Origin of the sequence: Parafrankia irregularis, from assembly GCF_001536285.1 — a bacterium.
GTDB classification, from domain to species: Bacteria; Actinomycetota; Actinomycetes; order Frankiales; family Frankiaceae; genus Parafrankia; species Parafrankia irregularis.
The window spans coordinates 82,319-106,158 of sequence record NZ_FAOZ01000032.1; the positions used below are offsets into that span (position 1 = coordinate 82,319).

A 23,840-nucleotide genomic window follows, 5' to 3' on the forward strand; every position below is an offset into this window, starting at 1 on the left:
ACGGGCTCAACGGGGCAGGCCGAGCACCCGCTCGGCGACGATGTTGCGCTGCACCTGGGACGAACCGCCCCAGATCGTCACGGACCTGCTCCAGAACCCCTCGGCCTGCAATGCGGTCACGTCGAGGTCCGCCAGCGGCGCGTCGATGGCCACATCCGAACCGAGCAGGTCGTCGAAGGTCTCGAACAGGTCCTGGTACGTCTCGGACCACTGCAGCTTCGTCATCGACGACTCGGAGCCGAGGTCGACGCCCTGCTCCACCTTGGTCAGGACGTCCATGGCGTGGTAGCGCAGGCACTCCAGCTCGACCATCCGCCGGCCGAGCTCCTGGCGCAGCACCGGGTCGGAGTCCCGGCCCAGCGCCCGGGCGGCCCGCACGATCTCGTCGTAGGAACGCCGGAACGACGTGTACTGCAGAATCCCGGACGCTCCCCGTTCGAAGGAGAGCAGCAGCATCGCGGTGGCCCACCCGTTACCGAGACCGCCCAGGCACTCGGTGGCGGGCACCCGGGCATTGGTGAAGAACACCTCGCCGAACTCGGTCGCTCCGCTCATCTGACGCAGCGGCCTGACCTCGACGCCCTCCTGGTGCATGTCGATGAGCAGCATCGACAGGCCGCGGTGGCGCTGGCTGCCGGCCTCCGTGCGCACCAGGGTGAAGATCCGGTCGCCGTGGCTCGCGTTCGTTGTCCAGACCTTCTGGCCGTTGACGATGATCTCGGGGCCGTCGGCCACCCCGGCCGTGCGCAGCGAGGCCAGGTCGGAGCCGGCGTCCGGCTCGGAGAAGCCCTGGCACCAGATGACCTCGCTGCGCAGCAGCGGCCGGATGATCTCGCGTTTCTGCTCGTCCGTCCCGATCGCCATGATGGTCGGCGCGAGGAACGCGAGGCCGAGCGCGTTGACGGTCGACGGTGCCCGGGCGCTCGCCGTCTCCTCGTCGTAGATCGCCTTCATGCCGGGGGTTCCGCCGCGGCCGCCGTACTCGGTCGGCCAGTCGATGCCGGCGAACCCGGCGTCGAACTTGCGCTGCTCCCAGTCACGGCGCATCTCGAAGCCCTCGTCCTCGGGCACACCTGCCCAGAAGCCGGGACGGCTCCACGCGGCGGGGATGTTGTCCGCGAGCCAGCCACGGAGATCCGCGCGGAACTCCTCCTCCTTGGCACTGAAGGTCAGGTCCATGCCGCCGCCTCCTTTCGGATCGGGCCGTACCGGGCCGTCCCGAGAGGAGGTACCCCGACGGCGCACGACTAGATCGGTAACGATTCGCGCCCAAGCATCCCCCATCGGGGGCCCCCGCGTGCCGTGCGCGAGATCATCCGCGCGATACGACCAATCCGGTGGTCGCGAAGCCATGACCGGACGGCGGTGCCCACAGACGCACGGGCTTCACCGCGCCCCGGCACGGACGGATGCACGCCGGGCATGTCCTGTGAGCCCTGCGGGCCCTGTAGGGCAGGCCACATTTCACATATTCATCACTTATCGGAACTCTCGGGCAGGGACCCGCTGGGCATCATGGAGACGGACAACCTGACGTGACAGGCGGCAACCGGGCAGGTACCCGATCTCCACCTGATGTTCACCGCAGCGTGAGCGGTGTGCACCAACTGCCGGCACGATGGGTGGGTGCCCGCTCGCCGCCGCCCGGTCCGCGTTCCCGCACGTGAGCATCGCCGACCCGCCGGCCGGGCACGCACCGACGGAGCACGCGCCAGCAGGGCACGCGGCAGCAGAACACGCACCGACCGGACACCCGCAGACACACCAGGAACCAGGGCACCAGGAAGCACAGACCAGGGCACCTGAGGCACGGTCGAAGGGGGATCAACAAACGATGACCGGTACCGCACGCCTCGACCCGGCGAACCGGGCAGCAGCGCTGCGGCGGATGCGCGCCGAGCCGCTGGACGTCGTCGTGATCGGTGGCGGTGTCACCGGGGCCGGGGTGGCGCTCGACGCCGCCTCTCGCGGCCTGTCAGTCGCGCTGCTGGAGGCCAGGGATCTCGCCGCCGGGACGTCCAGCCGGTCCAGCAAGCTGATCCACGGCGGGCTGCGCTACCTGGAGCAGCTCAACGGCGCGCTCGTCCGCGAGGCGCTGCGGGAACGCTCGCTGCTGCTGGAGACCCTGGCGCCGCACCTCGTCCGGGCAATTCCCTTCCTGCTCCCGCTGACCCACCACGGATGGGAACGCGCCTACATCGGCAGCGGTGTCCTGCTCTACGACACCCTGGGGCAGGGGCTGGGCCGCATCGCCCCCCTCGCCCCCCGAACGGGCGGGGACGCCGGTGCCCCCCGCAGCGGTGGCGTCCCCCTGCACCGGCACCTGACCCGCAAGGCCGCCCTGCGCGAGTTCCCCTCGCTGCGGCCGGACGCGCTGGTCGGCGCCATCCAGTACTGGGACGGCCAGGTCGACGACGCCCGGCACACGATGTTCGTCGCCCGCACGGCGGCCCGGTACGGCGCGCTGGTCGCCACCAGCGCCCAGGTCACCGGGCTGGTCCGGGAGGGCGAGCGGGTGGCCGGCGTCCGGGTGCGGGACCTGGAGAACGGTGTCGACCTCGAGGTGCGCGCCGCCACGACGATCAACGCGACCGGCGTGTGGACGGACGACATCCAGGCGATGGTCGGTGGCCGTGGGCGGCTGTCGGTCCGGGCTTCCAAGGGTGTGCACATCGTGGTGCCGCGCGACCGCGTCCACGGCTCCACCGGGCTCATCCTGCGCACCGAGAAGAGTGTGCTCTTCGTGATCCCGTGGGGCAGCCACTGGATCATCGGCACCACCGACACCGACTGGAACCTCGACCTCGCCCATCCCTCGGCCACCAGCGCGGACATCACCTACCTGCTGGACACCGTGAACCGGGTGCTGCGCACGCCGCTGACGACCGACGACATCATCGGCGTCTACGCGGGTCTACGGCCGCTGCTCGCCGGCGAGTCCGACGAGACCGCCCAGCTGTCGCGGGAGCACGCCGTGATCAGCCCGGTTCCGGGCCTGACGATGGTCGCCGGCGGCAAGTACACGACCTACCGGGTGATGGCCGCGGACGCCGTCGACGCGGCGGTCGCGGCCCTGAACCACACCGTCGCGCCGTCGTGCACGGAACGGATCCCGCTACTCGGCGCGGACGGCTACCCGGCGCTGTGGAACGCCCGGGAACGGCTCGCCCGCACGGTCGGGCTGCACGTCGCCCGGGTGGAGCACCTGCTGCACCGGTACGGCACCCTCGTCGAGGAGGTGCTGGAGCTGGTCGCGGCCCGCACCGAGCTCGGGCAGCCGCTGCCCGGGGCTCCGTCCTACCTCGCCGCGGAGGCCGTCTACGCCGCATCGCACGAGGGCGCGCTGCACCTCGAGGACGTCCTGACCCGGCGGACCCGCATCTCGATCGAGACCGCCGACCGCGGGCTGGAAGCCGCTCCGTTCGTGGCGGAGCTCATCGCGCCGGTGCTCGGCTGGAACACCGAGACGACGACGCGGGAGATCGAGCTCTACCGGGCGCGGGTCGCCGCCGAGCTCGCGTCCCAGCGCCAGCCCGACGACGAGACCGCCGACGCCGCCCGGCTGGACGCCCCGGAGCCACGCCCGATCGTCCGCCGCGACCTGCGGGAGGGCCACGGCGCCGCCGCTCCCGCCTGACCGGACGCTCACCGCGGGCCTGACCGGTTCCCGGTCCGGCCGCCGGGTCCGGCCTGAGACCGATCCGACCAGGGCGCGGGGTTTTGTTGCCGTTTGTATCGGAACAAGAAGACCATGGAATTCATTCTTTGGCTGATCGCCGTGGTCCTCGTCGTCGGAGGCATCGTCTCTCTCGTCCGTGGCGCAATCCTTTACGGGATTGTGCTTATCGTGGTCGGTCTCCTCGTCGGTCCGGGCGGGGTCTCGGTGTTCACCTGATCTCCGGCTTGGGCGACCGCGGTGGTCGCGGCGCCACCGGCTGGTCAGAGGCCGTAGGCCTCCAGGAGGCGGAGCCAGACCTCGCTCACCGTCGGGAAGGACGGCACCGCGTGCCACAGGTCCTCCAGCGTGACGGCCCCGACGATGGCGATGGTCGCGCCGTGCACGAGCTCCTGCGTGTCATGGCCGACGAACGTGGCGCCGACCAGCACCCGCCGGGCGACATCCACCACGAGCTGGCAGGTGCCGACGGCGTCCGTTCCCCGAACGGACGAACCGGCCACCGACCCGGTCGGGACGGCAACCGCCCGCACGTCGAGGCCGGCGGCACGCGCGGCCTGCTCGGTCAGCCCGACCGCGCTGACCTGCGGGTCGGTGAAGGTCACGCGGGGGATCACGGCGGAATCGCACCGGTCCGCGGCCGGCCGGCCCGCCGGATCGACCCGGCCGCTGATGACGTCGGCCGCGACCCGTGCCTGGTACTTGCCCATGTGGGTGAGCAGCGCGCGCCCGTTCACGTCACCCGTGGCGTAGAGCCAGCCCCCCTCGACACCCCGGACCCGCAGCTGCTCGTCGACCTCGACGAAACCGTGCGGCGCGGTGGACAGGCCCACCGCCTCGAGACCGAGGTCGGCCGTGGCCGGCGTGCGGCCGACGGCGACCAGCAGCTCGTCCGCCACGATCTGGCGGGGGTCGCCGGCCTCGTCCAGCCCCACCACGACCGGCCCGCGGGCGGACCCCTGCGTGGACCGGTCCCGCCGGACCGTGACCACCCGGCGGCCGGTGTGCACGACGATGCCCTCCGCCTCGAAGGCCGCGCGCACCTCGTCGCCCGCGAACGGCTCCTCGTGCGCCAGCAGTCGCGGGCCGCCCTCGATGACGGTCACCTCCTCGCTGCCGAGCCGGCGGAACGCCTGTGCCAGCTCGGAGCCGACCGCTCCACCGCCGAGCACGGCCAGCCGGCGGGGCACCGCCCGCGCACCGGTCGCCGTGCGGTTGTCCCACGGCTCGGCCTCGGCCAGGCCCGGGATCGGCGGCATCGTCGCCCTCGTCCCCGTCGCCAGCACGACCGCACGGTTGGGGCGCAGCGTCCGTTCGGCGCCGTCGGCCGCACGGACCACCACGGTGCGCTCACCGGCCAGCCGGCCGATCCCCCGCACGACCGCCACGCCCCGGTCACGCAGCCACGGCAGCTGGCCCTCGTCGGAGTAGCCCCCGACCATCTCGTCCCGGCGGGCGAACGCCGCAGCCGCGTCAACCCGGCCGGGTACGCCACCCGCACCGGCTGCGCCAGCCGCACCGGGCGCGACCTGGGCCGCGGCGAGGACCTCGCCCGGACGGATGAGCGTCTTGCTGGGTATGCACCCCCAGTAGGAGCACTCGCCGCCGACCCGCTCCCGCTCGACGACCACCACCGACAGCCCAGCCTCGGCGCACCGCCCCGCGACGACCTCACCCGCCGGACCGCCCCCGATCACCACGACGTCGGGCTGGCTCGTGGCACCGGCGGGATCTTCCGGCCCGGGCACGTCGCCTCTGCTCATGAGTACGCCCTCCTCGTCGCGCGCGACCTGCATGGTGTGCAGCCGGCAAGGCGTGCAGCCGGCAAGGCGTGCGAGCACCGCGGCGCCTTCGGCCCGTCGCACGCGACCGTTGCGACCCACCCTCTCACCCTCCGGCGCCCCGCCGGTCCGGCACGCGGCGCACGATGCACCAACAGTGACCGAGGCCGCGCTGTCGTGCCCCGAGGCCAACGGCAGGATGGTGGGTGAGGACCTCACCTTCGACCGGTCCGTGCAGGACCACCGGGAGTTCACATGCAGCTCGCAATGATCGGACTCGGCCGGATGGGCGCGAACCTCGTTCGCCGGCTTATGCGCGACGGGCACGAATGTGTGGTCTACGACGTGAATCCGGAAGCGGTGAAGGCGCTCGCCGCCGAGGGCGCCGTCGGCGTGCACTCACTCGCGGACCTCGCGGGGGCGCTGCGCACCCCGCGGGCGGCGTGGGTGATGGTGCCCGCCGGCCTGACCGGCCAGACCGTTTTCGACCTCGCCGAGCACTTCGAAGCCGACGACGTGATCATCGACGGCGGCAACTCCTACTACCGGGACGACATCGACCGGGCCGCGAAGCTCGCCGAGGGCGGCGTGCACTACATGGACGTCGGCACGTCCGGCGGCGTGTTCGGCCTGGAGCGCGGCTTCTGCCTCATGATCGGCGGAGAGCCGCAGATCTTCTCCCGGCTCGAGCCTCTGTTCGAGACGATCGCGCCGGGCGTGGAAACCGCGCCGCGGACGCCAGGGCGGTCGGGTGAGGTCACCCAGGCCGAGAAGGGCTATCTGCATTGTGGCCCGAACGGGGCAGGCCACTTCGTCAAGATGATCCACAACGGCATCGAGTACGGCATGATGGCGGCCTTCGCCGAAGGCATGGGCATTCTGGAGAAGGCCGGCATCGGCCGGTCACAGGCCGGCCAGCACGACGCGGAGACCACACCGCTGGCCCATCCGGAGTACTACCAGTTCGACTTCGACCTCCCCGCGGTCGCCGAGGTGTGGCGGCGCGGCAGCGTGGTCAGCTCCTGGCTGCTGGACCTGACCGCGACCGCGCTGGTCGAGGACCCGGAGCTGGCCGCCTTCAGTGGGCGGGTCTCGGACTCCGGCGAGGGCCGTTGGACGGTGCTCGCCGCCGTCGAGGAGGGTGTCCCGGCGCATGTGCTGACGGCGTCGCTGTACGAGCGGTTCAGCTCCCGGGGCGAGTCGCTGTACGCGGACAAACTGCTCTCGGCCATGCGCAAGCAGTTCGGCGGCCACGCCGAGAAGAAGGCGTAGCCGAGCTGCGGCTGGTGCTGGTGCTGGTGCTGCCGACGCAAGGAGTGAGGATTATGGCTGCGGCAGCAACCGAAATCCTCACTTCTTGCGGGTCACCAGGGACCCCGCCACCCCTTTTGGCCCCATTAGCGTGAATTGTCGACACGGTGCGGGGCCCTCGCGGGCGGCAGGGCGTGTGCTCACCGCACGTCGGGAGAGGCCTCGACGCTCGTCCGGTCACCCATGATGATCATTGGATGGCTGCTCGGTGTCAACCAGTGGAGCACCGTCTCCATCGAGGCCTGCGGGAGGCTGACGCAGCCCCGCGTGGGCGTGTTGTGGTCCACATGCAGCCAGATGTCGCCCCCGGCCGAGTCGCCAAGCGGGCGGGTCGGATCCGACGGCGGATGGCCCGGCAGCCGGTTGTAGTCGATCGCCACGACGTAGTTGAACGCCTCGCCCATCGGGTCACCGTCATAGCTGCCGGCCTGGTAGAAGGACGGACGGTACTCATAGGGCAGCGCCGTGCCGGGGTCCGGGTAACGCCCCCCCGCCGCGGTGAGACTGAAGACGCCGATGGGACTACGCAGATCACCCTCGACGTGATCGCGCGTCCATCCGTTGGCACCGTTGCGACCCGCGATCTGGGCGCCGACAGGCGCCCAGGGCGAATCCTCGTCGGTGCGCTGCCAGAGCATGACCTGGTTCACCGTCGCGGATTCGTCCGCTCCGGTGACGACGATGGCCTGCCGGGTGGATGAGGGGATCCGTGACATCATCAGATCTCCCACACCTGGTATCGCGCCGCCTGCCATGTCCCCGATCGTGCCCTCTTCCTTGAGGCCGGATGCTCCGTAAGCTGCCGGGGCCGGACTGGCCGACGGCACCTCACTGCGGGCGGCCGCCGCCGAAATCTCCGGATCCGCTCCGGAGTCGACCACATGTATCGCGCCGGCGGCACCGACCACCAGTGTCGCACTGACCGCGGCCAAACCGATCGCAATCGACTGCGCGGGCACGCGACCGCCGCCCCCGCCTCCTCCCCGGCGGCCCAAGGACCGGCCGGACCTTCGGTGTGTCGACATTCCTCCGACCTCCGGGCCGAAGCCGCGCGTCTCCGGCCACCTCCACGCCCCGCACTGGACACCACCATCACACGTGCAAGCAGACTGCCGCGCGGCAACACACCCACAATTTCGCGCAGGTGTCGGTCGCACACGATACGGGCCCGCGACACCGGCCCTCGCACCGCTCCCGACCTGGCCCGACCGAATCGTTGTATGCGTTTACGGAATAGGAGCTTGGAGCCAGTCCAGGAGTAGTTTTCCACAGGCCGGCAACCCACCATGGACACAATGGATGGACAATGCCCATTGTCTGGGTATGACAGCCCGTCCCGGCCGACTCCCCTGGCAGGAGATCGCCGACCTCCAGTCAGGTGTCATCAGCGAGCGCGACGCGATCGGCGCCGGTCTCACCCGGGCCGACATCCGGGCGCGGGTCACCGCCGGCACGTGGCGGCAGCCCGCGCCCGGAGTCCTGATCACGACGGCAGCCGGGCCGGCCCTGGTCCAGCGAGCCTGGGCCGGCCTGCTCGCGGGCGGCCAGGGAGCGGTGCTCGGTGGGGCCACCGCCGCCGAGCTGGACGGTCTGGTCGACCACGACGACGAGGTCGTCACGGTGCTGGTTCCACCCGAGCGCCGTAACGCGCCGGTGCCCGGCGTGGCCTTCCGCCGCACGGCCCGGCTCACCCCGGCGGACGTGCACCGCGCCCGGCTGCCACCCCGCACCGTGCCGGCCCGTTCCGTGGTCGACCTGGCCGAGTGGTCCGGCGACCGTGGCGCGGCCCGCACCGTGGTCGTCGATGCCCTGGGCCAGGGTTTCGTCACCGTCGAGGCGATGCGGCGGGCGCTGGCGCGCCGCGGGCCGATCATCCGGCGCACCCTGATCGGCGAGACTCTCGACGATCAGAGCCGCCGCACCCCGAAACTGCTGTCCCGCCTCTACCGGCAGATCGAGATCGCCTTCTCGCTGCCCACCGGGCAGACAGTGGCCGTCGGCTCCCCCGACCTTCCCACCGGCCGGCTCGACGTCTGGTATCGGCCCTGGCGGGTGCTTGTGCGCGTCGGCAGACCCGGCCCAGCCCGGGTGCTTTCGACCACGAAAGTGGTCCTTACTGTGCCTACCGAACATCTGTGGGAGACCCCGGAGGAGGTTGCCGCCCTGGTCGGGGCGGCGTTGCGGGAGCGCGCTCCGATCCGTCCCGCCGCTGGGCCCCATGCCTGTGCCGACCGCGCCGTGCCGTCCGGCGAATGGCACGAACCGGTACGTGACGAACTTGGCGAAGATGACCAAGGGGGTGGCGAAGGGGTGGCGCCTGCCGTAGCGTCGAGGCAGATGCGGGAGCTTCCACCCTGGGAGGCTGAGAGGGCGGCCAGGCAACAGCCGGTGCCGCCGACCGCCTGAACCTGTCCGGGTAATTCCGGCGTAGGGAGTGATCAAAGGTGGTGCGTCCCATCCAGCCCGCGCAAGCTGAGTCCGCTTCGTCCGACAATGCACCGATTTCTTCCGAGTCGGGGCTTGCGTCCCAGCGGCCAACGGCCGCGGTTCCCGCCCCCGCCCCCACCCCCGGCCCTGTCGGCGCCGAGGCGGACGGGATTCTGGCCCGACCGTTCCCCGGCAGCCGCAAGACCTATCTGACCGGTTCCCGGCCCGACCTTCAGGTGCCCATGCGCGAGGTCGCGCTGAGCACCGGAGACAGCCTCGTCCTCTACGACACCTCCGGGCCGTACACCGACCCGGGCGCCGGGGTGGATGTGCGGCGGGGCCTGCAGGCACTGCGGTCCAGCTGGATCATCGACCGTGAAGACACCGAGGAGATCACAGGTCGGGCCGTCCAGCCCGCCGATGACGGGCGCAGCAGGACGAGCGCACCCGAGGCCGACCTGTTCATCGGTTCCGCACGCGCGCCGCGGCGGGCACTCGCCGGCCAGGCGGTGACACAGCTCGCCTACGCCCGGCGGGGGGAGATCACCCCGGAGATGGAGTTCGTGGCGCTTCGGGAAGGCCTGGCGCCGGAGCTGGTGCGGGACGAGATCGCCGCCGGGCGGGCGGTCCTGCCGGCGAACGTGAACCATCCGGAGAGCGAGCCGATGGCCATCGGCCGCAACCTCCTGGTGAAGATCAACGCGAACATCGGCAACTCGGCCGTCGCCTCGTCCATCGAGGAGGAGGTCGAGAAGATGGTGTGGGCGACCAGGTGGGGCGCCGACACCGTGATGGACCTGTCGACGGGCAGGAACATCCACACCACCCGCGAGTGGATCATCCGCAACTCGCCCGTCCCGATCGGTACCGTCCCGATCTACCAGGCGCTGGAGAAGGTCGGCGGCAAGGCCGAGGAACTCACCTGGGAGGTCTACCGCGACACCGTCATCGAGCAGGCCGAGCAGGGTGTGGACTACATGACGGTCCATGCCGGCGTGCTGCTGCGGTATGTGCCGATGACCGCGAAGCGCAAGACCGGCATCGTGTCGCGGGGCGGCTCGATCCTGGCCGCGTGGTGCCTCGCCCACCACCAGGAGAACTTCCTCTACACGAACTTCGCCGAGCTCTGCGAGATCCTGCGCGCCTACGACGTCACCTTCTCCCTCGGTGACGGGCTGCGCCCCGGGTCGATCGCCGACGCGAACGACACCGCGCAGCTCGCGGAGCTGGCCACGCTGGGCGAGCTGACCCAGGTGGCCTGGGAGCACGACGTCCAGGTGATGATCGAGGGCCCGGGCCACGTCCCGATGCACAAGATCAAAGAAAACATGGACCTGCAGGCCGAGCTGTGCCACGACGCGCCCTTCTACACGCTCGGTCCGCTCACCACCGACATCGCACCCGGCTACGACCACATCACCTCCGCGATCGGCGCGGCGATGATCGGCTGGTACGGCACGGCGATGCTCTGCTACGTGACCCCCAAGGAGCACCTCGGCCTGCCGGACCGCGAGGACGTCAAGGCCGGCGTCATCGCCTACAAGATCGCCGCCCACGCGGCGGACCTGGCGAAGGGGCACCCAGGCGCGCAGGCCTGGGACGACGCTCTCTCCGACGCCCGGTTCGACTTCCGCTGGGACGACCAGTTCAACCTCTCGCTGGACCCGGAGACCGCCCGGGAGTACCACGACGAGACACTCCCGGCGGCGCCGGCGAAGGCCGCGCACTTCTGCTCCATGTGCGGCCCGCACTTCTGCTCGATGCGCATCACCCAGGACGTCCGCAAGTACGCCGCCGAGCACGGCCTCGAGACCGAGGAGGCCGTGCAGGCCGGGCTCGCGGAGAAGTCCCGGGAGTTCGCCGAGCAGGGCTCCCGCATCTACCTGCCGCTCGCCGACCAGCAGGCGACCTGATCCCTCAGGCTGCTGACCCCTGAGGTTTCCCAACCGGCCGTCGCCCCCATCGGGGCGGCGGCCGGTTCGCGTTTCACCCACGCCAACAATCCACGCCAGTCGGTAAAAACGGGACGCAAAAGCCATTCGACAATCCGCAAGAAGTGCCGATTTCGGTTGCTGCCGCAGCCAAAATTGTCACTTCTTGCTGGGAAGCATCGACAGTGGCGGGCGAGGTCAGCCTTCCTTGCGGGCGAGCACCCGGTAGGTGTTGGATCGTCTCCCCCGTGCCAGCGCGGGCCGGGTCAGCCTGTCCAGCCCCCAGGCCAGCCCGAACGGGACGACCGCGGCCAGCAGCAGGACCGCCCGCAGCACCCGCCGGCCGATCCCGGCCCGGCTGGCGTGCACCCACGGCTCGGGCTTCGGGGCGAGGTTCGCGATGAGCAGCCGCAGGGCACGGGTGACGTCGCCGGGGCGCTGTGCCGGGCCGAACTGGACCACGATGGGGCGCATCCCGCGGTCCTCGAGCGCCGCGAGCAGGTTGTCGACCGGGATGTAGTGCTGCCGGCGCGGCACGTCCCAGCCGGCCCAGTAGCGCCCCATCCAGCGGGCGGCCGGGCAGGACGGGTTCGGCAGCTCGAGCATCAGATGGCCGCCGGGCGGCAGGGCCTTGACGGCGCCGTCCAGTTCCTCGGACGGATACCGGGTGCGCTCCAGGTAGCCGAACATGCTGATCACGTCGTAACGCCCGGCGATGCTGTCCGCCACCTGCACGAGCTCGCCCTGATAGGCGGCCTCCACCCAGCCGCGCGCGCACGCCTCGTCGATCGCGTCGGTGACGTCGAGCGCCCCGAAAGTGGTCATCGGCCAGTGCCGCCGCGCGACGTTGCAGAAGTGGCCGAAGCCGGCGCCGACGTCCAGCCAGGCCCGCGGGGTGACATGGGGTCGCAGCAGCTCGGCGCGGGCGCGGTCCGCCGGCGCCTCGCGCATCCGGGAGTGCTCGGCGGCCTCGATGGCGAAACCGTCCCGCCAGTCCCGCTCGTAGTAGTCCTGGCCGTCCGGGGTGAGCGCCGGGTTCAGGAAGATGTGGCCACAGCGCCGGCAGGCGTCGAGCCGGAAGCTGCCGGGCTTGCCCATGGTGAGATCCACCGAGCGCAACCGGACAGCCAGGTGCCCGGAGCCGCACCACGGGCATTCGGTGCTGGTCGCCTCGCGCAGCCGCCCGACGCGGCGGGCGCGGGCGACGTACCAGGCCGTCGTCTCCTCCCGGTGGCGGCGCCGGTCCTCCTTCACCGGGTCCGCGGGCAGCCCCGCGGCCTTCGCCTCGGCGGCGCGACGCCCGGCACGCACCGAGTGGATGACGAACAGCACGATGCCGAGGATGCGCACGATCGGGCTGCGGATCAGGTCCCGCGGGGCGAGCGGAACCTTTCCCGCGCACACGAAGAACGGCTGGAACCAGAACAGCAGCATCGCCACATACGCCAGGTTCTGGCTGACCTGGGATCCGATCGCCGTCCCGATGTGCGGCGCGAACGGCATGTACAGGCTGGCCGGGGTGCACGCGTAGGCACGCTGCTGGACCCGCACCCGCATGGCGGCGTCGTCCCGCGCGGCCTGCAGGCCGTGCACGACCACGAGGTCCGTCGCGTCCGGGGCGTACCGCTTGAGCTGAGCGGTGATGTCGACCAGCTCGACCGGGTCGAAATCCTCCCGGGGCGTGATCCCGATCCGGTCCAGCAGAACGCGGTGGACGAGGATCGCCTGGAAGGCGCCCCGGCCCGCGGCCGTGCGGTCGGCCCGGTAGGTGCGGGTGTCGACCATGCGGGCCACGTCGAGCGCACGCTCGACCGTCAGATCGCCGGGAATGAGGTCGAGCGCCAGCAGCCGCTCACGGCGGGCATGGTTGCTCGCGGCCCGGCATGCGGCCTCGGACAGGCGCACACCCTCGGCGACGAGGAACACGTGGGCCGGGTCCACCGGCCGGCCGGACGCCACCGCGGTGTCCAGCCGGCGCAGCCGGCCACGCAGCCGGACGCCGTTCGCCACGAGCCCGACACACACCAGAACCGGCACCAGGAGCAGCACCGTTCTCATGCCGCCACCGATCCTCCCGCCGCAACGTCACGCCCAACCGCCACAACGTCGCGCCCAACCGCCGCAACGGTCTGAGCCGTTGCACCAGTTCCAGCCCCGACACCAGCTCCAGCCGTCACACGAGCTCCGGCCACGCTAGGGCAGTAGCTTCTCAATATGGTGGGCGGCGGTCACGACCCCGCCCGCGGCGGTGAACTCGTCCCGCAGCCGGGTGGCCGCGGCCCGGTAGGACGGCTCGTCCAGCACCGCGCCGACCGCGGTCGCCAGCGTCGCCGGGGTCGAGCGCCCGAAGCGCACCCGCAGCCCCGCACCGGCCCGCACCACCTGCTCGGCGATGATCGGCTGATCGTCCCGGACGGGTGCCACCACCAGCGGCACGCCGTGCGAGAGCGCCTCGCACACCGTGTTGTTGCCGGCGTGGCAGACAACCGCGTCCAGCGAGGGCATGAGGTCCACCTGCGGCACGAACGACCGGACCAGCAGGTCGTCGGGTGCCTTCTCGGCCAGGTCGTCCAGCGACCCCGCCGGCGCGACGATGACGCCCTGCACCCGGTCGGACATCCCCAGCAGTGCTTCGGCCGCCGCGCGCAGGAACCGCCCGCCGGCTTCCCTGGTGACCGTGCCCAGCGAGACCAGCACGGTGCGGCGGTCGGAGTCGAGCCAGGTCCAGGGGAAGTCCGGGGACTCCCGGCGGACACCGGCCGCGCACCCGACGAACACATGGTGCGACGGGTGGCCCCCGGGACGCAGCAGGGAGGGCACCGAGCAGACCAGGGTCAGTTCCTCGGAGAAACGCAGATCGGTGCGGGTCGCCTCCGGTTCGGGCACGCCGTTCGCGACCTGGAACTGGTGCAGCCGCTGGGCCACCCAGTTCCCGATGCCCGCGAGCACGGCATACGGATCGTCGGACTCGGCCGACGTCGTCGCGAGGGTCACCCAGCGGGCCTCGCTGCGGCGCACGGCCAACGCCGCACCGACGGCCTGCTGATCGACGACGACGACGTCCGGACGCCACTGGTCGATGATCGTGGTCACGTCGCGGGCCATCGAGTCACCCAGCGGCAGGATGAACTCCTCCCACAGGAACTTCAGCGACGCGGGCCCGCGCAGCGAACGGGAGCGGGCCTCCAGCTCGCCGCGCTGCTCCGCGGTGATCTCGCCGGGCAGCGCGATGAGCGACACCTCCGGCGGCACGAGCGGTCCGACGACACTCGTGTGCCCGACCAACGCGACCTGCTGGCCACGTGCGGCCAGTTCGCCCGCGATGCCCACCGCCGGGTTCACGTGGCCGGTCAGCGGCGGCACCACGAAGAGAATGCGGCCCATCAGTGCTCCTGGTCAGATCGGGCGTCCACCGCAGGCGTCCGCTCAGGGCTCAGGCGCTCGGACGCTCAGGCGTCCGCCGGCAAGCCCGCGGCGGCGGCCGTCGCGGCCGACACAGCCGACGAGGCCGACACAGCCGGTGCGGCTGCCGCGGCTGACAGCGAGGCCGTCCGGTGCTCACCGTTGAGATCGGGCGGCGGGATCATCTCCCGGATCCAGGCCGGGGTGTTGAAGCCGTCGCCCCGCACCTGGTGGCGCGGCATCGGCTCGTCGCGCTGGAACAGCCACCACCGCAGCAGGTCCCGCATGTAGTCGGCGGCCTCCCGCAGCACCATGTGGGTGGTCTGCTCCAGCACCACCAGCGTGCAGTCGGGCACCAGCTCGGCGAGCCCCTCGGCCTGGTCGATGATCTCCGAGTTCGCCCCGTAGACCGCCAGGACGGGCATCGGCAACGCGGCCAGCGCCTCCCGCGAGAACGGCGGCGTGGCCAGCATGTCCTCGGCGACCGAGGTCTCCTTCAGCAACGCCTGGGCGGAGCGCGCGATCCTGGTGAGGGCGCGGCCGGCGGTGTTGGCGAGCCAGTACTCGACCTCGTCGTCGGTGACCGCCGCGAGCACCTGGGTCAGCGAGCGGGCCATCTCCTCGCCGAGCCCCTCGATGAGGAAGGGCGGTTCGACGAGCGTCAGGCTCGCGACCCGGTCGGGGTTCGCCAGGCCGAACGCGAGGGTCAGCGTCGCGCCGTAGCTGTTGCCGACGATGTGGACCGGCCGATCCACATCAAGCTCGTCCAGCAGGGCCGAAAGGTCCGCCAGCGAGTCGGCCATGGTGTAGCCGGTCGGCGTCCGTTCGCTGCGGCCGTGGCCACGCAGGTCGTAGCAGATCACGTCGCACCCCGCGCCGGCCAGGCAGTTGCCCAGCGCGAAGTAGAAACTGGAGATGTTGTCCACTACCATGCCGTGCACCATGACGACGACCGGCGAGTCCGCGCCGGCCCCGCTCTTCGGTCCCAACCGCTGCACATGCAGACGAACGCCGTTGGCGACGATCTCAGCCACGCGCCTTCTCCCTAGCTTCGTTCACAGAGGTTGCCCACGCGGTCCGCTCAGGACCCACACGAGATGAGATTTCGGCCCGGTGCCGCCGGGCCGCGGAGTGCTACCGGGCCGCGGAGTGCTACCGGGCTGCCGAGTGCTACCGGGCCGCTGACGGTGCGGCGTCGTGGGCGCTGTCGACGATGAAGTCGACGACCTCCCCGACCTTCATGTTGATCACCTGGTCGACGTCCATCTCCGACAGGAAGCCGACGAAGTCGACGTGCTCCCCGTAGGTCTCCCTCAGCCGGTCGGCGAAGGTCACGAACTCGATGCTCTCGAGCTCCAGGTCCTCGTTGAACGAGGTGTCCATCTCGATCGACATGTCGACGATGTACTCCTCGCCGATCACGTCGCGCAGGATCGCCGCCACCTCGGAGAGCACACGTTCCGCGCTGGCCGTCTGGTCCGCGCTCGCGGCGGCGGTCGGCTGGTCGGTGGTCATCGCTGTCTCTGCTCCTTCTGTTGTTGGGGTCGCGGGTCGGCGAACCGCTCCGCTCCGGCCCTCGCCGCCTGCCCGGCCTGCTCGCCCTGTCCGGTCCGTTCGAGCTGTTCGGCCTGTTGGATCTGTCCGGTCGGCTGGAGCTGTGGCGAGGTCCACGCCACGACATAGTTGCCCAGGTAGCCCCCGGCCTGAGCAACCAGCCGGTCGGCAGGCTCGAGGTCCGTCCGCGGACGCCCGGTGGTGTCCATGGTGCGCAGCGCGACCCAGCGCGGCCCGTCAGTGTCACCCCGGCCGCCCGAGATCCGCGCCGGCGCGGCCGCGAGGACCGGAATCCGCAGCGGCGCCGGAAGTCCGGGCCGCTCACCCGGCTCGCCGACGGGACGAACCACCACCCCACCGGGACCATGCGTCACCCCGTCGGCCACCGGCCGGCCGCCCTGAACCGGTCGGCCGACGACGAACCGCCGGGGATCCCCGGCCGGTCCGCTCCCGTCCGGCTTCACCGCCGCGCCCGACGTCGCCACGTCCGACTCCGCCGCGCCCGATACCGCCGCGCCCGCGCCCGCGTCCGCCGCCGTCGCCTTCGCCGCCGCCTCCTTCGCCGCCGCGAACCGGGCGAACCACACCGCCCGGGTGTCCGGGTCGTCCCCGGCCAGCTCGTCGAGCAGGTGCAGCTCCGGCTCGGCGAGCACGACCGCCTCCGCGGCCCGGTCCCGCCGTTCCACCCGGCCCAGCCCGATGCCCAGGCCTGCCCCGGCAGTCGCGTTCCGGCCTACGCCTACATCTACGCCGACGTCCACGCCCGACCCGCGTTCCGGAGCCCCGTCCGCCACGATCGCGACCGCGATCTCCGGACGGTGCGCGGCGCTGACCGCCGGTCGGTGCAATGTGGGCAGCCCGGGCCGGGCCGGTACCGCGGCCACCACCGGCTGGCCCGACGCCTGGTTCGACACGCCGACCTCGATCGGCCAGACCTCGCCGGCCCCACGCTCCCACCAGTGCCGGCGCACCGCGTCCTTGACCGCGATACGTCCCAGCAGCCAGGAGCGGGCCGCGAGCGGGTTGTGCCGCGCCAGCTGCTCGCGCTCGGCCGCGTCGAGGTAGTGGCGCAGCGACAGCTCCCGGGAGGCCGGATCCCGCCAGTGCTCCGTCACGACCAGCCAGCCGTCCGCGGTGGACTGGCCCTGCGTGTTCGCCTCCGGCGCCATCGCCATCGACCACAGGACGTCGTCCTCGGTGAAACGCCGGTCGGTCCAGCCGCGCACGTGCGCCCACAGGCGGCCGTCGGTGTGGCGCAGCTCCATGTCCGCGGTCGCGGAGCGGTCGGTGACCTCCCGGATCCGCCCCAGGTAGGACAGCTCCGCCCCGGTGCCCGGCTGCGGGCCGAAGAAGCGGATCGACGCCACCGACGCGGGGAAGAGCAGCCAGTCCGACGGGAGGTACTGCATTCCCCAGTAGCCGAAGAACTGGCCGGCGTTGTCGAGCAGCGCGCCGCTGGCGTGCGTCACCCGCAGCCGGCCCCGCAGGCCGGTCGGCGCCAGCCCGTCGACGGACTCGATGCCCTGGTAGCCGGGGCCGTGGAACAGCAGCCGATCGTCGTAGATGGCTCGGCCGGAATGCGGCGAGGAGGCCTCGCCGGGGATCACGACCTCGCCCGCCGCCCCCGCGCACGGGGCGAACCCGGTGGAGACGTCGGTCGTCGCGGGCGGTGCCGGGTGGTTCGCGGCGAAGACCACGGTCGCCCGGGTGTAGCCGACCACGTCGACCCTGATCTCGTCCAGCGTGAGCGGGGTGCAGGTGATGGTCACCTGCACCGGCGGTTCGATCGCGAGCCAACGGGTGGCGCGGACGTCCTTCACCTCGACCACGACCCGGCCCGGACGCAGCGCGGCGGCCTCCGCGATGATCATCTCGAGCACGCCCGTCAGCGGCACGACCGGGAACAGGTCGGACGGATCGGGCCAGCCCGGCGGCTGCCGGTAGAAGCAGTGGTCGATCACCTCGGGCATCGTCGCCAGCGAGAGCTCGCGCCGCACGGTGTGACGACCGTCGGGTCCGACCGCCACCGGAGCCGACGCGGCCACCGGACCCGCCGACGCGGCCGGGGCCGCCGGGGTGGGCAGGGCCGCCGGGGTGGGCAGGGCCGCCGGGGTGGGCAGGGCCGCCGGGGTGGGCAGCCCGGTCGGGGGTGCCGGGGTGACCGAGGTCGGTCGCTGACGGCCCGCCCAGCGGTCCGTGACGGTGGACAGCGCTGCGGAGGCATCCGCGATCGCGGCGCCCAGTTCAGCCAACACCGGGTGCCCGTCAGTGGCGGGAGCCCCGGTGGTCACCGGGCGGGGGCCGGCGGCGGGCGCCGTGCTCGCAGGACCCGCCGCGCCCGCAGGCTGGACGCGGCTCGCCGCGGCGGCCGGCCGAACCCGCGACGCGACCACCGCTGCCGACAGGTCCGGTGCGTCCGGCCCAAGCCGGACCAGCGGGGTTCCGAGCTTCAGGCGCACCTCGCGGGCGGGCCGCGACGCGGACACCGCCCTCACCGGCTGACGCGGACCACTGCCCGCCCTGTCACCCGCAACCGCAGCCGGGGACGCAGACGCGGCTGCGGGTCCGGGTGTGCGGGCGGGGGCTGAGGCCGCGGGCAGGTCGCCCCTCGCCGGCCTGGCCCGGCAGGGCAGCAGGTCCAGGCGCGGCGCGGCGCCTTCCGCCCACAGCGCCACGGCGACCCGCCGGAGCTGGTCCAGACCGGACCGCTTGGTCGTGTTCGTCACCAGCGACGCATGCTCGTCGCCCGGGCCGCTCAGGGTGTCGTCGACGAAACCGGCGACGCTGCCCATCCCGACCTGGACGAACACGCGGACGCCCGCGCCGTGCAGGCTCCGCGTCAGCTCTCTGAACCGCACCGGCTCAAGCAGGTGCCGGACAGCGAGCTCCCGGATGTCTGCGTGTTCGGGTGGATACGGAGCCACAGTAGTAGCCGACCATACCGGCACATTCGGGGTGCGCAGGGGGGTGGCGAACAGCCCGTCGCGGAGCCGGGCAAGGTGCGGACGCAGGAACGGCGAGTGGAAGCCGGAGCGGAAGGGCAGCGTCTGCCCCAGCACGCCCCGCGCACGCAGCCGGGCCAGCGCGGTGTCCACACTTTCGACCCGCCCGCAGATGATCGACTGGTGCGGGCAGTTGTCGTGGGAGACGACGATGTCGGGCAGGTCCGCGATCACCTCGGCGGCGACGTCCGCGCCGCAGCCCAGTGCGCCGAACACGACCCCGGGCACCTCCACCGACGCCGGGTCGAAGGCACCGATGAAGTCGTCGGCGTAGTCCTCGGGGATCAGGCCGGCGGAGATCATGGCGTTCCACTCGCCCACGCTGTGCCCACCGACCAGGTCGGGGAGCACGTCGAGGGTACGTAGCGCCTGGTCGAGGACCCGGCCGACCTGCACGCTGGCGACGCCGTGAAGCCCGAGATCCGTGGTGTCGCCGAGCGCCGGGCGCGGCAGCCCGAAGTGATCGCAGACGTCGTCGATCCGCGGGGTGAACTTGTCCTCCAGCCCACAGAAGAGAAACGCCAGCCGCGGCGCCGGCGCCGCGGTCGCCGCCGGGGCTCCGGGCGCGGCTGTGGCCGGAGCTGCGGTTGCGGCTGTGGTTGCGGCTGTCCCCGCCTCGGCGAGCAGTGGCGCGGGGGTGAACCAGAGGTCGTTGCGGCCCCGCCACGCGGTTCCACGGGCCGCCACGGTGCGAGCGAGGGCGAGGCGCCGCGGCGTCGGCGCCACCAGCGCCAGCCGGACCGGCCCGCCGGTCGGGGCCTGGGCCGCGTCGTCCCGGCCGAGCAGCTCGGCGTCGGCCACGGAGAGCTGTTCGACGATCTCCGCCGCCGACGAGCCCGCGAGCAGCAGCACCGGCTCGGCCGCCGGGTCGGCGACCAGAGCCGCGCCCGTCCAGGCCGCGCCGACACCCGCGCCGGCAGCCGCACGGGCCCCAGCGCCGGCTGCGGCGCCGACGCGACCGCCGCCGCCGCCGATGGGGTCGACCGCGCCCACGTGCTCGTCCAGGCACTCCTCGAGGACGACGTGGGCGTTCACACCTCCGAAGCCGAAGGCGTTCACACCGGCGCGGCGCGGCGCCGCGCCCACCGGCTCCCACGGGACCGCCGTGGGCACCGGTGCGAACCGGCTGCCCTCGAACAGCGGATGGGGCTCCTCACAGTGCAGGGTCGGCGGCAGGGTGCGGTGATGCAGCGCGAGCACGGCCTTGATCAGCCCGGCCATACCGGCCGCGGGCATGGCATGACCGATCATCGACTTCACCGAGCCGAGGCCGACCGGACCGGCACCGGCCGCGTCGTCGCCGAAGACCTTCGTCAGCGTCGCGAGCTCCGCGCCGTCCCCGGCCGGGGTCGCGGTGCCGTGTGCCTCGATCAGGCCCACCGCACCGGGCCGCGCCGGGTCGAGGCCGGCGTCCGCCCAGGCCCGTTCGATCGCCAGGATCTGCCCGGAGGACGCGGGAGCCATCAGGCTCGCGGTGCGTCCGTCGCTGGACGAGCCGGCGCCGCGCAGCACCGCGTAGACCCGGTCTCCGTTCGCCCGGGCATCGGCGAGCCGCTTGAGGACGATCATGCCGACGCCCTCGCCCATCAGAACGCCGTCGGCCCGGCGGTCGAACGGACGGATCCGCTGCGTCGGCGAGAGCGCGCGCAGCAGGGTGAACAGGCTCCAGAAGGAGACCTCGTGCACGAGGTGCACACCGCCGACGATCATCGCGCCGGCCCGGCCGCTCGTCAGCTCCCGCATCGCGGTGTCGACCGCGATCAGGGAGGAGGCGCAGGCCGCGTCGACCGTGTACGCCGGGCCGTGCAGGTCGAGGCGGTTCGCGATGCGCGACGCCGCCAGGTTGGGCACCAGCCCGATGGACGCCTCGGGCCGCTGCGGGCCGAGCCGGGCCAGGAACGCGTCGACCACCTCGTCCACGGCGGAGTCCGGGACGTCCGGCAGCACCTCGCGCAGCGTCGTCGCGAGCTGGTGGGACGTCCGGACCCGCTGCTCCAGACGGGCGACCCCGGGCCCGACATACCCGCCGCGGCCGACCACGACGCCGACGCGACCGGTGTCCCCGAGTGCCTCGACACCGCCGGCGTCGTCCATGGCCTCGGCGGCGAGCCGCAGGGCGAGCAGCTGGTCGGGCTCCGCCCAGTCCACCGAGACCGGGACGATGCCGAAGCGCGCCGGGTCGAACGTGGCGAAGTCATCCACGAACCCGCCACGGCGGCAGTAGAAACCGCCGCCGTCGGGACGCCGGTCACCGCGATCACCGGGACCACCGCGGTCGGGTTCCGCCGCGTAGTACTCGTCGAGGTCCCAGCGGCCGGGCGGGACGTCGCGGATCGCGTCGACCCCGCCGACGATGTTGCTCCAGTACGTGCCCAGGTCGCCCGCGCCGGGGAACAGCGCGGACATCCCGACCACGGCGATCTCGTGCCCGCCGCCCCCGCGATCGGGCAGCGGGCGGCCGGGCGTCGAACGCTCAGGCATGGGACGACGACCCCGCGGACGACGACCCCGCGGACGACGAGCCGGCGGACGACGGCCGGGAGGTGAAGGACGCGGCGTCGCCGCACATCTGCACGACCTGGACGGGCGCGCCCGGGACCGGCTCGCGCAGCTCCCTGAGCAGCGCGGCGACCCCCTCGTCAGGATCGATCAGGCCGATGCCGCGGCGGGCGTACTCCCGCGCCAGCTCCTCGGAGACCATGCCGCGGCCGGCCGCGGCGCCGGCCTCGACTCCCCACGGGCCCCAGTCGACGCTGACGACGCGGCCGGTCAGACGCGCCGAGGCCCGGTGGGCGAGCACGTCGAGGGCGTCGTTGGCAGCGGCGTAGTCGACCTGCCCGCGGTTACCGAACACCCCGGCGACGCTGCCGAAGAGCACCACGAAGCCCACATCCGGCCGCAGGGCGTCCAGCAGCGCGCCCGCGCCGTCGACCTTCGTGCGGAACACCCGGTCGAAGGACTCCGGCGTCTTGCTCCTCAGCAGTCGATCCTCCAGGACGCCGGCCCCGTGCACCACGCCGTCGAGGCGGCCGTGGCGGGCGTACACGTCGGCGACGACCGCCGCGACTGCCGCGCCGTCGCGCACATCCACCGCGTGATAGCGCACGGACGAGGCGGCCTCGCCCAGCGCTGCCAGCGTCGCGCGGATCTCCCGCTCCGCCAGGATGCGTCCGATCCGCTTCTCGATCTCCGCCGGCCTGCGCACACCGGTCTCGATCAACGCCCGGCGCAACGCCGGGGCGTCCAGGGCGGCCACCGTCGCCGGGTCCTCGGGTCCGTCCGGGAGCGGCGTGCGACCCACCAGTTCGACCGCGCAGCCGGTGGCCCGCGCCAGCGCCACGGCGGTGCGGGCGGTGATGCCGCGCGCGCCGCCGGTGAGCAGCACCACTCCGGAGGCGTCCAGCCCCGCCGGACCCGCCGTGCCACGGCCGTCGGGCGCCAGCTCCACCGCTCGCAGCTCCGGCGTGATCCGGATGTTCTCCCGATAGCCGACGACAACCGGCGCCGCCGGGTCGAACATCTCGGCCAGCAACCGCTCCGCGATCCGGCGCGGAGCCTCCTTCGGATGGACATCGACCAGCCTGACCTCGGTGTCCGGCAGCTCATGCGCGAGCGTCCGGACCAGGCCGGCCAGGCCGACACCCGGCGCCAGCTCGGCGTCATCGCCGCCACGGCCGAGATCCCCGCCGAGGCCCGTCACCACGAACAGGCGCCGCGGCCCGGCAAGCGCGGCCGCCCGCAAGGCTCCGAACGCCTCCGGAAGGCCACTGCCCACGCTGGCCGGCGAGCCCGCCGACGCGACCCAGAACAGGCCGTCCGCACCGGGCTCGGCCTCAAGCTGCGCCACCGCCTCCACGTTGTCCGCCGAGACGATGCGGACCTGGGCTCCGGCCTGCTCCAGCAGGGAGGACAACGCCAGCCCGATGCCGAGGTCACCCTCGACGACGACGAACCGCGTGCCGGCCAGCGACGAGGCCCGGCCCGCCGCCACGAGCGCGTCCCAGGAGGGGACAGCCGGCAGCGTGACATGGTCGATCACGAATCGCCGCAACGGGATCCGCGTCACGGGGAGGGCCTCGCCCACGGCCCGTGCCGTTGGCGCGGTCAGCGTGGCCGGTGCGGTCGGTGTGGCCGGTGCCACTGGCACGGCCGGTGCGGTGACGCGGGCGGCGAACGTCGGATCCGTGGCGCCCCGCGGAGCGGACAGCACACCCCAGCTCTCCGGGGCCAGCGACGCCTGAGCCGTGCGGCCGGCAAGCTCCGCCGATGACGGCACCGGCACCGAGGCCGAGGTCACGGGCGTTCCGTCCAGGACCGCGACGCCCGCGCGCCCGCTGCGGGAGACGGGGGCAACGGCCGAGGCCGGCGCGGCCGTGGACGCCCGCCCGGCGCCGGCACCCACGGAGACGGGAGCCGGCCGCGCGATCCCGCCGCCAGGCCGGTCGCCGCCGCCCTGCTCGGGCAGCCCCAGCGACCCACCGAACTCCGCGGAACCGCCGGCGCGGCCGGCCGAGACGGGCACAGCACCCGCCCGGCCAGTGCCCGGTCGACCGGTGTCCCCCGGGCCGGAGCCCGCCGGGGCAGCGCCCGCCGGGGCAGCGCCCGCGCCGCCGGCTTCGGAGCCACCCGCGGCCCCGCGCTCGACGATCCAGGACGCGATGCCCCGAACCGTCTTCACCGCCGCCAACTCCTCCACCACCGACTCATCCACCTCGGACAAACCGGAACCCGCACCACCAGCACCCACACCCGGCAG

14 protein-coding genes are annotated in these 23,840 nt (G+C 72.8%); 5 read left to right on the top strand and 9 right to left on the bottom strand.

Translation table 11 applies throughout. From position 1 onward, the window contains the following. Positions 1-6 precede the first annotated feature (6 nt). The gene (locus AWX74_RS31680; RefSeq protein ID WP_054564530.1) at positions 7-1,179 is read right to left on the bottom strand and encodes an acyl-CoA dehydrogenase family protein; all 1,173 of its coding nucleotides are present in this window, start codon (positions 1,177-1,179) and stop codon (positions 7-9) included. Positions 1,180-1,834: 655 nt separating this feature from the next. Here AWX74_RS31680 and AWX74_RS31685 point away from each other — a divergent pair. Together AWX74_RS31685 and AWX74_RS40335 are read left to right on the top strand one after the other, a co-directional pair. Continuing rightward, on the top strand, positions 1,835-3,637 hold the full coding sequence (locus AWX74_RS31685) for a glycerol-3-phosphate dehydrogenase/oxidase (protein WP_091284266.1): 1,803 nt from the start codon (positions 1,835-1,837) through the stop codon (positions 3,635-3,637). Between the two features lie 114 nt (positions 3,638-3,751). Continuing rightward, positions 3,752-3,895 (top strand): GPGG-motif small membrane protein, encoded by a 144-nt coding sequence (locus AWX74_RS40335; RefSeq protein WP_165615870.1) that lies wholly within the window; start codon positions 3,752-3,754, stop codon positions 3,893-3,895. Between the two features lie 44 nt (positions 3,896-3,939). On the opposite strand, the gene AWX74_RS31690 is transcribed toward AWX74_RS40335, so the two are convergent. Beyond that, a complete protein-coding gene (locus AWX74_RS31690; protein ID WP_091284267.1) occupies positions 3,940-5,439 on the bottom strand; it encodes a dihydrolipoyl dehydrogenase family protein in 1,500 nt (499 codons plus the stop codon). A 273-nt stretch (positions 5,440-5,712) separates the two neighbouring features. On the opposite strand from AWX74_RS31690, the gene gnd reads away from it, so the two are divergent. Further along, complete coding sequence (gene gnd / locus AWX74_RS31695) at positions 5,713-6,729, top strand: phosphogluconate dehydrogenase (NAD(+)-dependent, decarboxylating) (RefSeq protein WP_091284269.1); 1,017 nt, start codon at positions 5,713-5,715, stop codon at positions 6,727-6,729. A 179-nt stretch (positions 6,730-6,908) separates the two neighbouring features. On the opposite strand, the gene AWX74_RS31700 is transcribed toward gnd, so the two are convergent. Then, the gene (locus tag AWX74_RS31700; RefSeq protein ID WP_091284270.1) at positions 6,909-7,793 is read right to left on the bottom strand and encodes a L,D-transpeptidase family protein; all 885 of its coding nucleotides are present in this window, start codon (positions 7,791-7,793) and stop codon (positions 6,909-6,911) included. Between the two features lie 298 nt (positions 7,794-8,091). On the opposite strand from AWX74_RS31700, the gene AWX74_RS42710 reads away from it, so the two are divergent. Both AWX74_RS42710 and thiC read left to right on the top strand, forming a co-directional pair. Then, positions 8,092-9,174, top strand: coding sequence for a hypothetical protein (locus tag AWX74_RS42710; protein WP_423212984.1), 1,083 nt, complete (start codon positions 8,092-8,094; stop codon positions 9,172-9,174). 38 nt (positions 9,175-9,212) lie between these two features. Next, complete coding sequence (gene thiC / locus AWX74_RS31710; protein WP_479724504.1) at positions 9,213-11,108, top strand: phosphomethylpyrimidine synthase ThiC; 1,896 nt, start codon at positions 9,213-9,215, stop codon at positions 11,106-11,108. Positions 11,109-11,324: 216 nt separating this feature from the next. Here the strand turns inward: thiC and AWX74_RS31715 are convergent, their stop codons facing one another. The 6 genes from AWX74_RS31715 to AWX74_RS31740 all read right to left on the bottom strand — a co-directional run. Continuing rightward, entirely contained in the window at positions 11,325-13,184 is a 1,860-nt protein-coding gene (locus AWX74_RS31715; protein WP_193209737.1) for a class I SAM-dependent methyltransferase, read from the bottom strand. A gap of 135 nt (positions 13,185-13,319) precedes the next feature. Beyond that, on the bottom strand, positions 13,320-14,510 hold the full coding sequence (locus tag AWX74_RS31720) for a glycosyltransferase (RefSeq protein ID WP_091284274.1): 1,191 nt from the start codon (positions 14,508-14,510) through the stop codon (positions 13,320-13,322). 65 nt (positions 14,511-14,575) lie between these two features. Further along, positions 14,576-15,562, bottom strand: coding sequence for an alpha/beta fold hydrolase (locus AWX74_RS31725; RefSeq protein WP_091284276.1), 987 nt, complete (start codon positions 15,560-15,562; stop codon positions 14,576-14,578). 136 nt (positions 15,563-15,698) lie between these two features. Continuing rightward, positions 15,699-16,043: a phosphopantetheine-binding protein gene (locus AWX74_RS31730; protein WP_091284280.1), complete on the bottom strand. Its 345-nt coding sequence runs from the start codon at positions 16,041-16,043 to the stop codon at positions 15,699-15,701. Beyond that, positions 16,040-21,565, bottom strand: coding sequence for a type I polyketide synthase (locus AWX74_RS31735; RefSeq protein ID WP_114476441.1), 5,526 nt, complete (start codon positions 21,563-21,565; stop codon positions 16,040-16,042). Before AWX74_RS31735 ends, AWX74_RS31730 begins: the two co-directional genes overlap by 4 nt. Continuing rightward, positions 21,558-23,840 (bottom strand): SDR family NAD(P)-dependent oxidoreductase (locus tag AWX74_RS31740; protein ID WP_114476442.1); only part of this gene is annotated, 2,283 nt, incomplete at its 5' end. The genes AWX74_RS31740 and AWX74_RS31735, both read right to left, overlap by 8 nt.

What these genes read in the sequence shown, in the direction of transcription:
- AWX74_RS31700 (WP_091284270.1), bottom strand. Translation starts at nt 7,793, where the DNA reads ATGTCGACACACCGAAGGTCCGGCCGGTCCTTGGGCCGCCGGGGAGGA.
- AWX74_RS31690 (WP_091284267.1), bottom strand. Translation starts at nt 5,439, where the DNA reads ATGAGCAGAGGCGACGTGCCCGGGCCGGAAGATCCCGCCGGTGCCACG.
- AWX74_RS31735 (WP_114476441.1), bottom strand. Translation starts at nt 21,565, where the DNA reads ATGCCTGAGCGTTCGACGCCCGGCCGCCCGCTGCCCGATCGCGGGGGC.
- AWX74_RS31680 (WP_054564530.1), bottom strand. Translation starts at nt 1,179, where the DNA reads ATGGACCTGACCTTCAGTGCCAAGGAGGAGGAGTTCCGCGCGGATCTC.
- AWX74_RS40335 (WP_165615870.1), top strand. Translation starts at nt 3,752, where the DNA reads ATGGAATTCATTCTTTGGCTGATCGCCGTGGTCCTCGTCGTCGGAGGC.
- AWX74_RS31730 (WP_091284280.1), bottom strand. Translation starts at nt 16,043, where the DNA reads ATGACCACCGACCAGCCGACCGCCGCCGCGAGCGCGGACCAGACGGCC.
- AWX74_RS31720 (WP_091284274.1), bottom strand. Translation starts at nt 14,510, where the DNA reads ATGGGCCGCATTCTCTTCGTGGTGCCGCCGCTGACCGGCCACGTGAAC.
- gnd (WP_091284269.1), top strand. Translation starts at nt 5,713, where the DNA reads ATGCAGCTCGCAATGATCGGACTCGGCCGGATGGGCGCGAACCTCGTT.
- AWX74_RS31715 (WP_193209737.1), bottom strand. Translation starts at nt 13,184, where the DNA reads ATGAGAACGGTGCTGCTCCTGGTGCCGGTTCTGGTGTGTGTCGGGCTC.
- AWX74_RS31685 (WP_091284266.1), top strand. Translation starts at nt 1,835, where the DNA reads ATGACCGGTACCGCACGCCTCGACCCGGCGAACCGGGCAGCAGCGCTG.
- AWX74_RS42710 (WP_423212984.1), top strand. Translation starts at nt 8,092, where the DNA reads ATGACAGCCCGTCCCGGCCGACTCCCCTGGCAGGAGATCGCCGACCTC.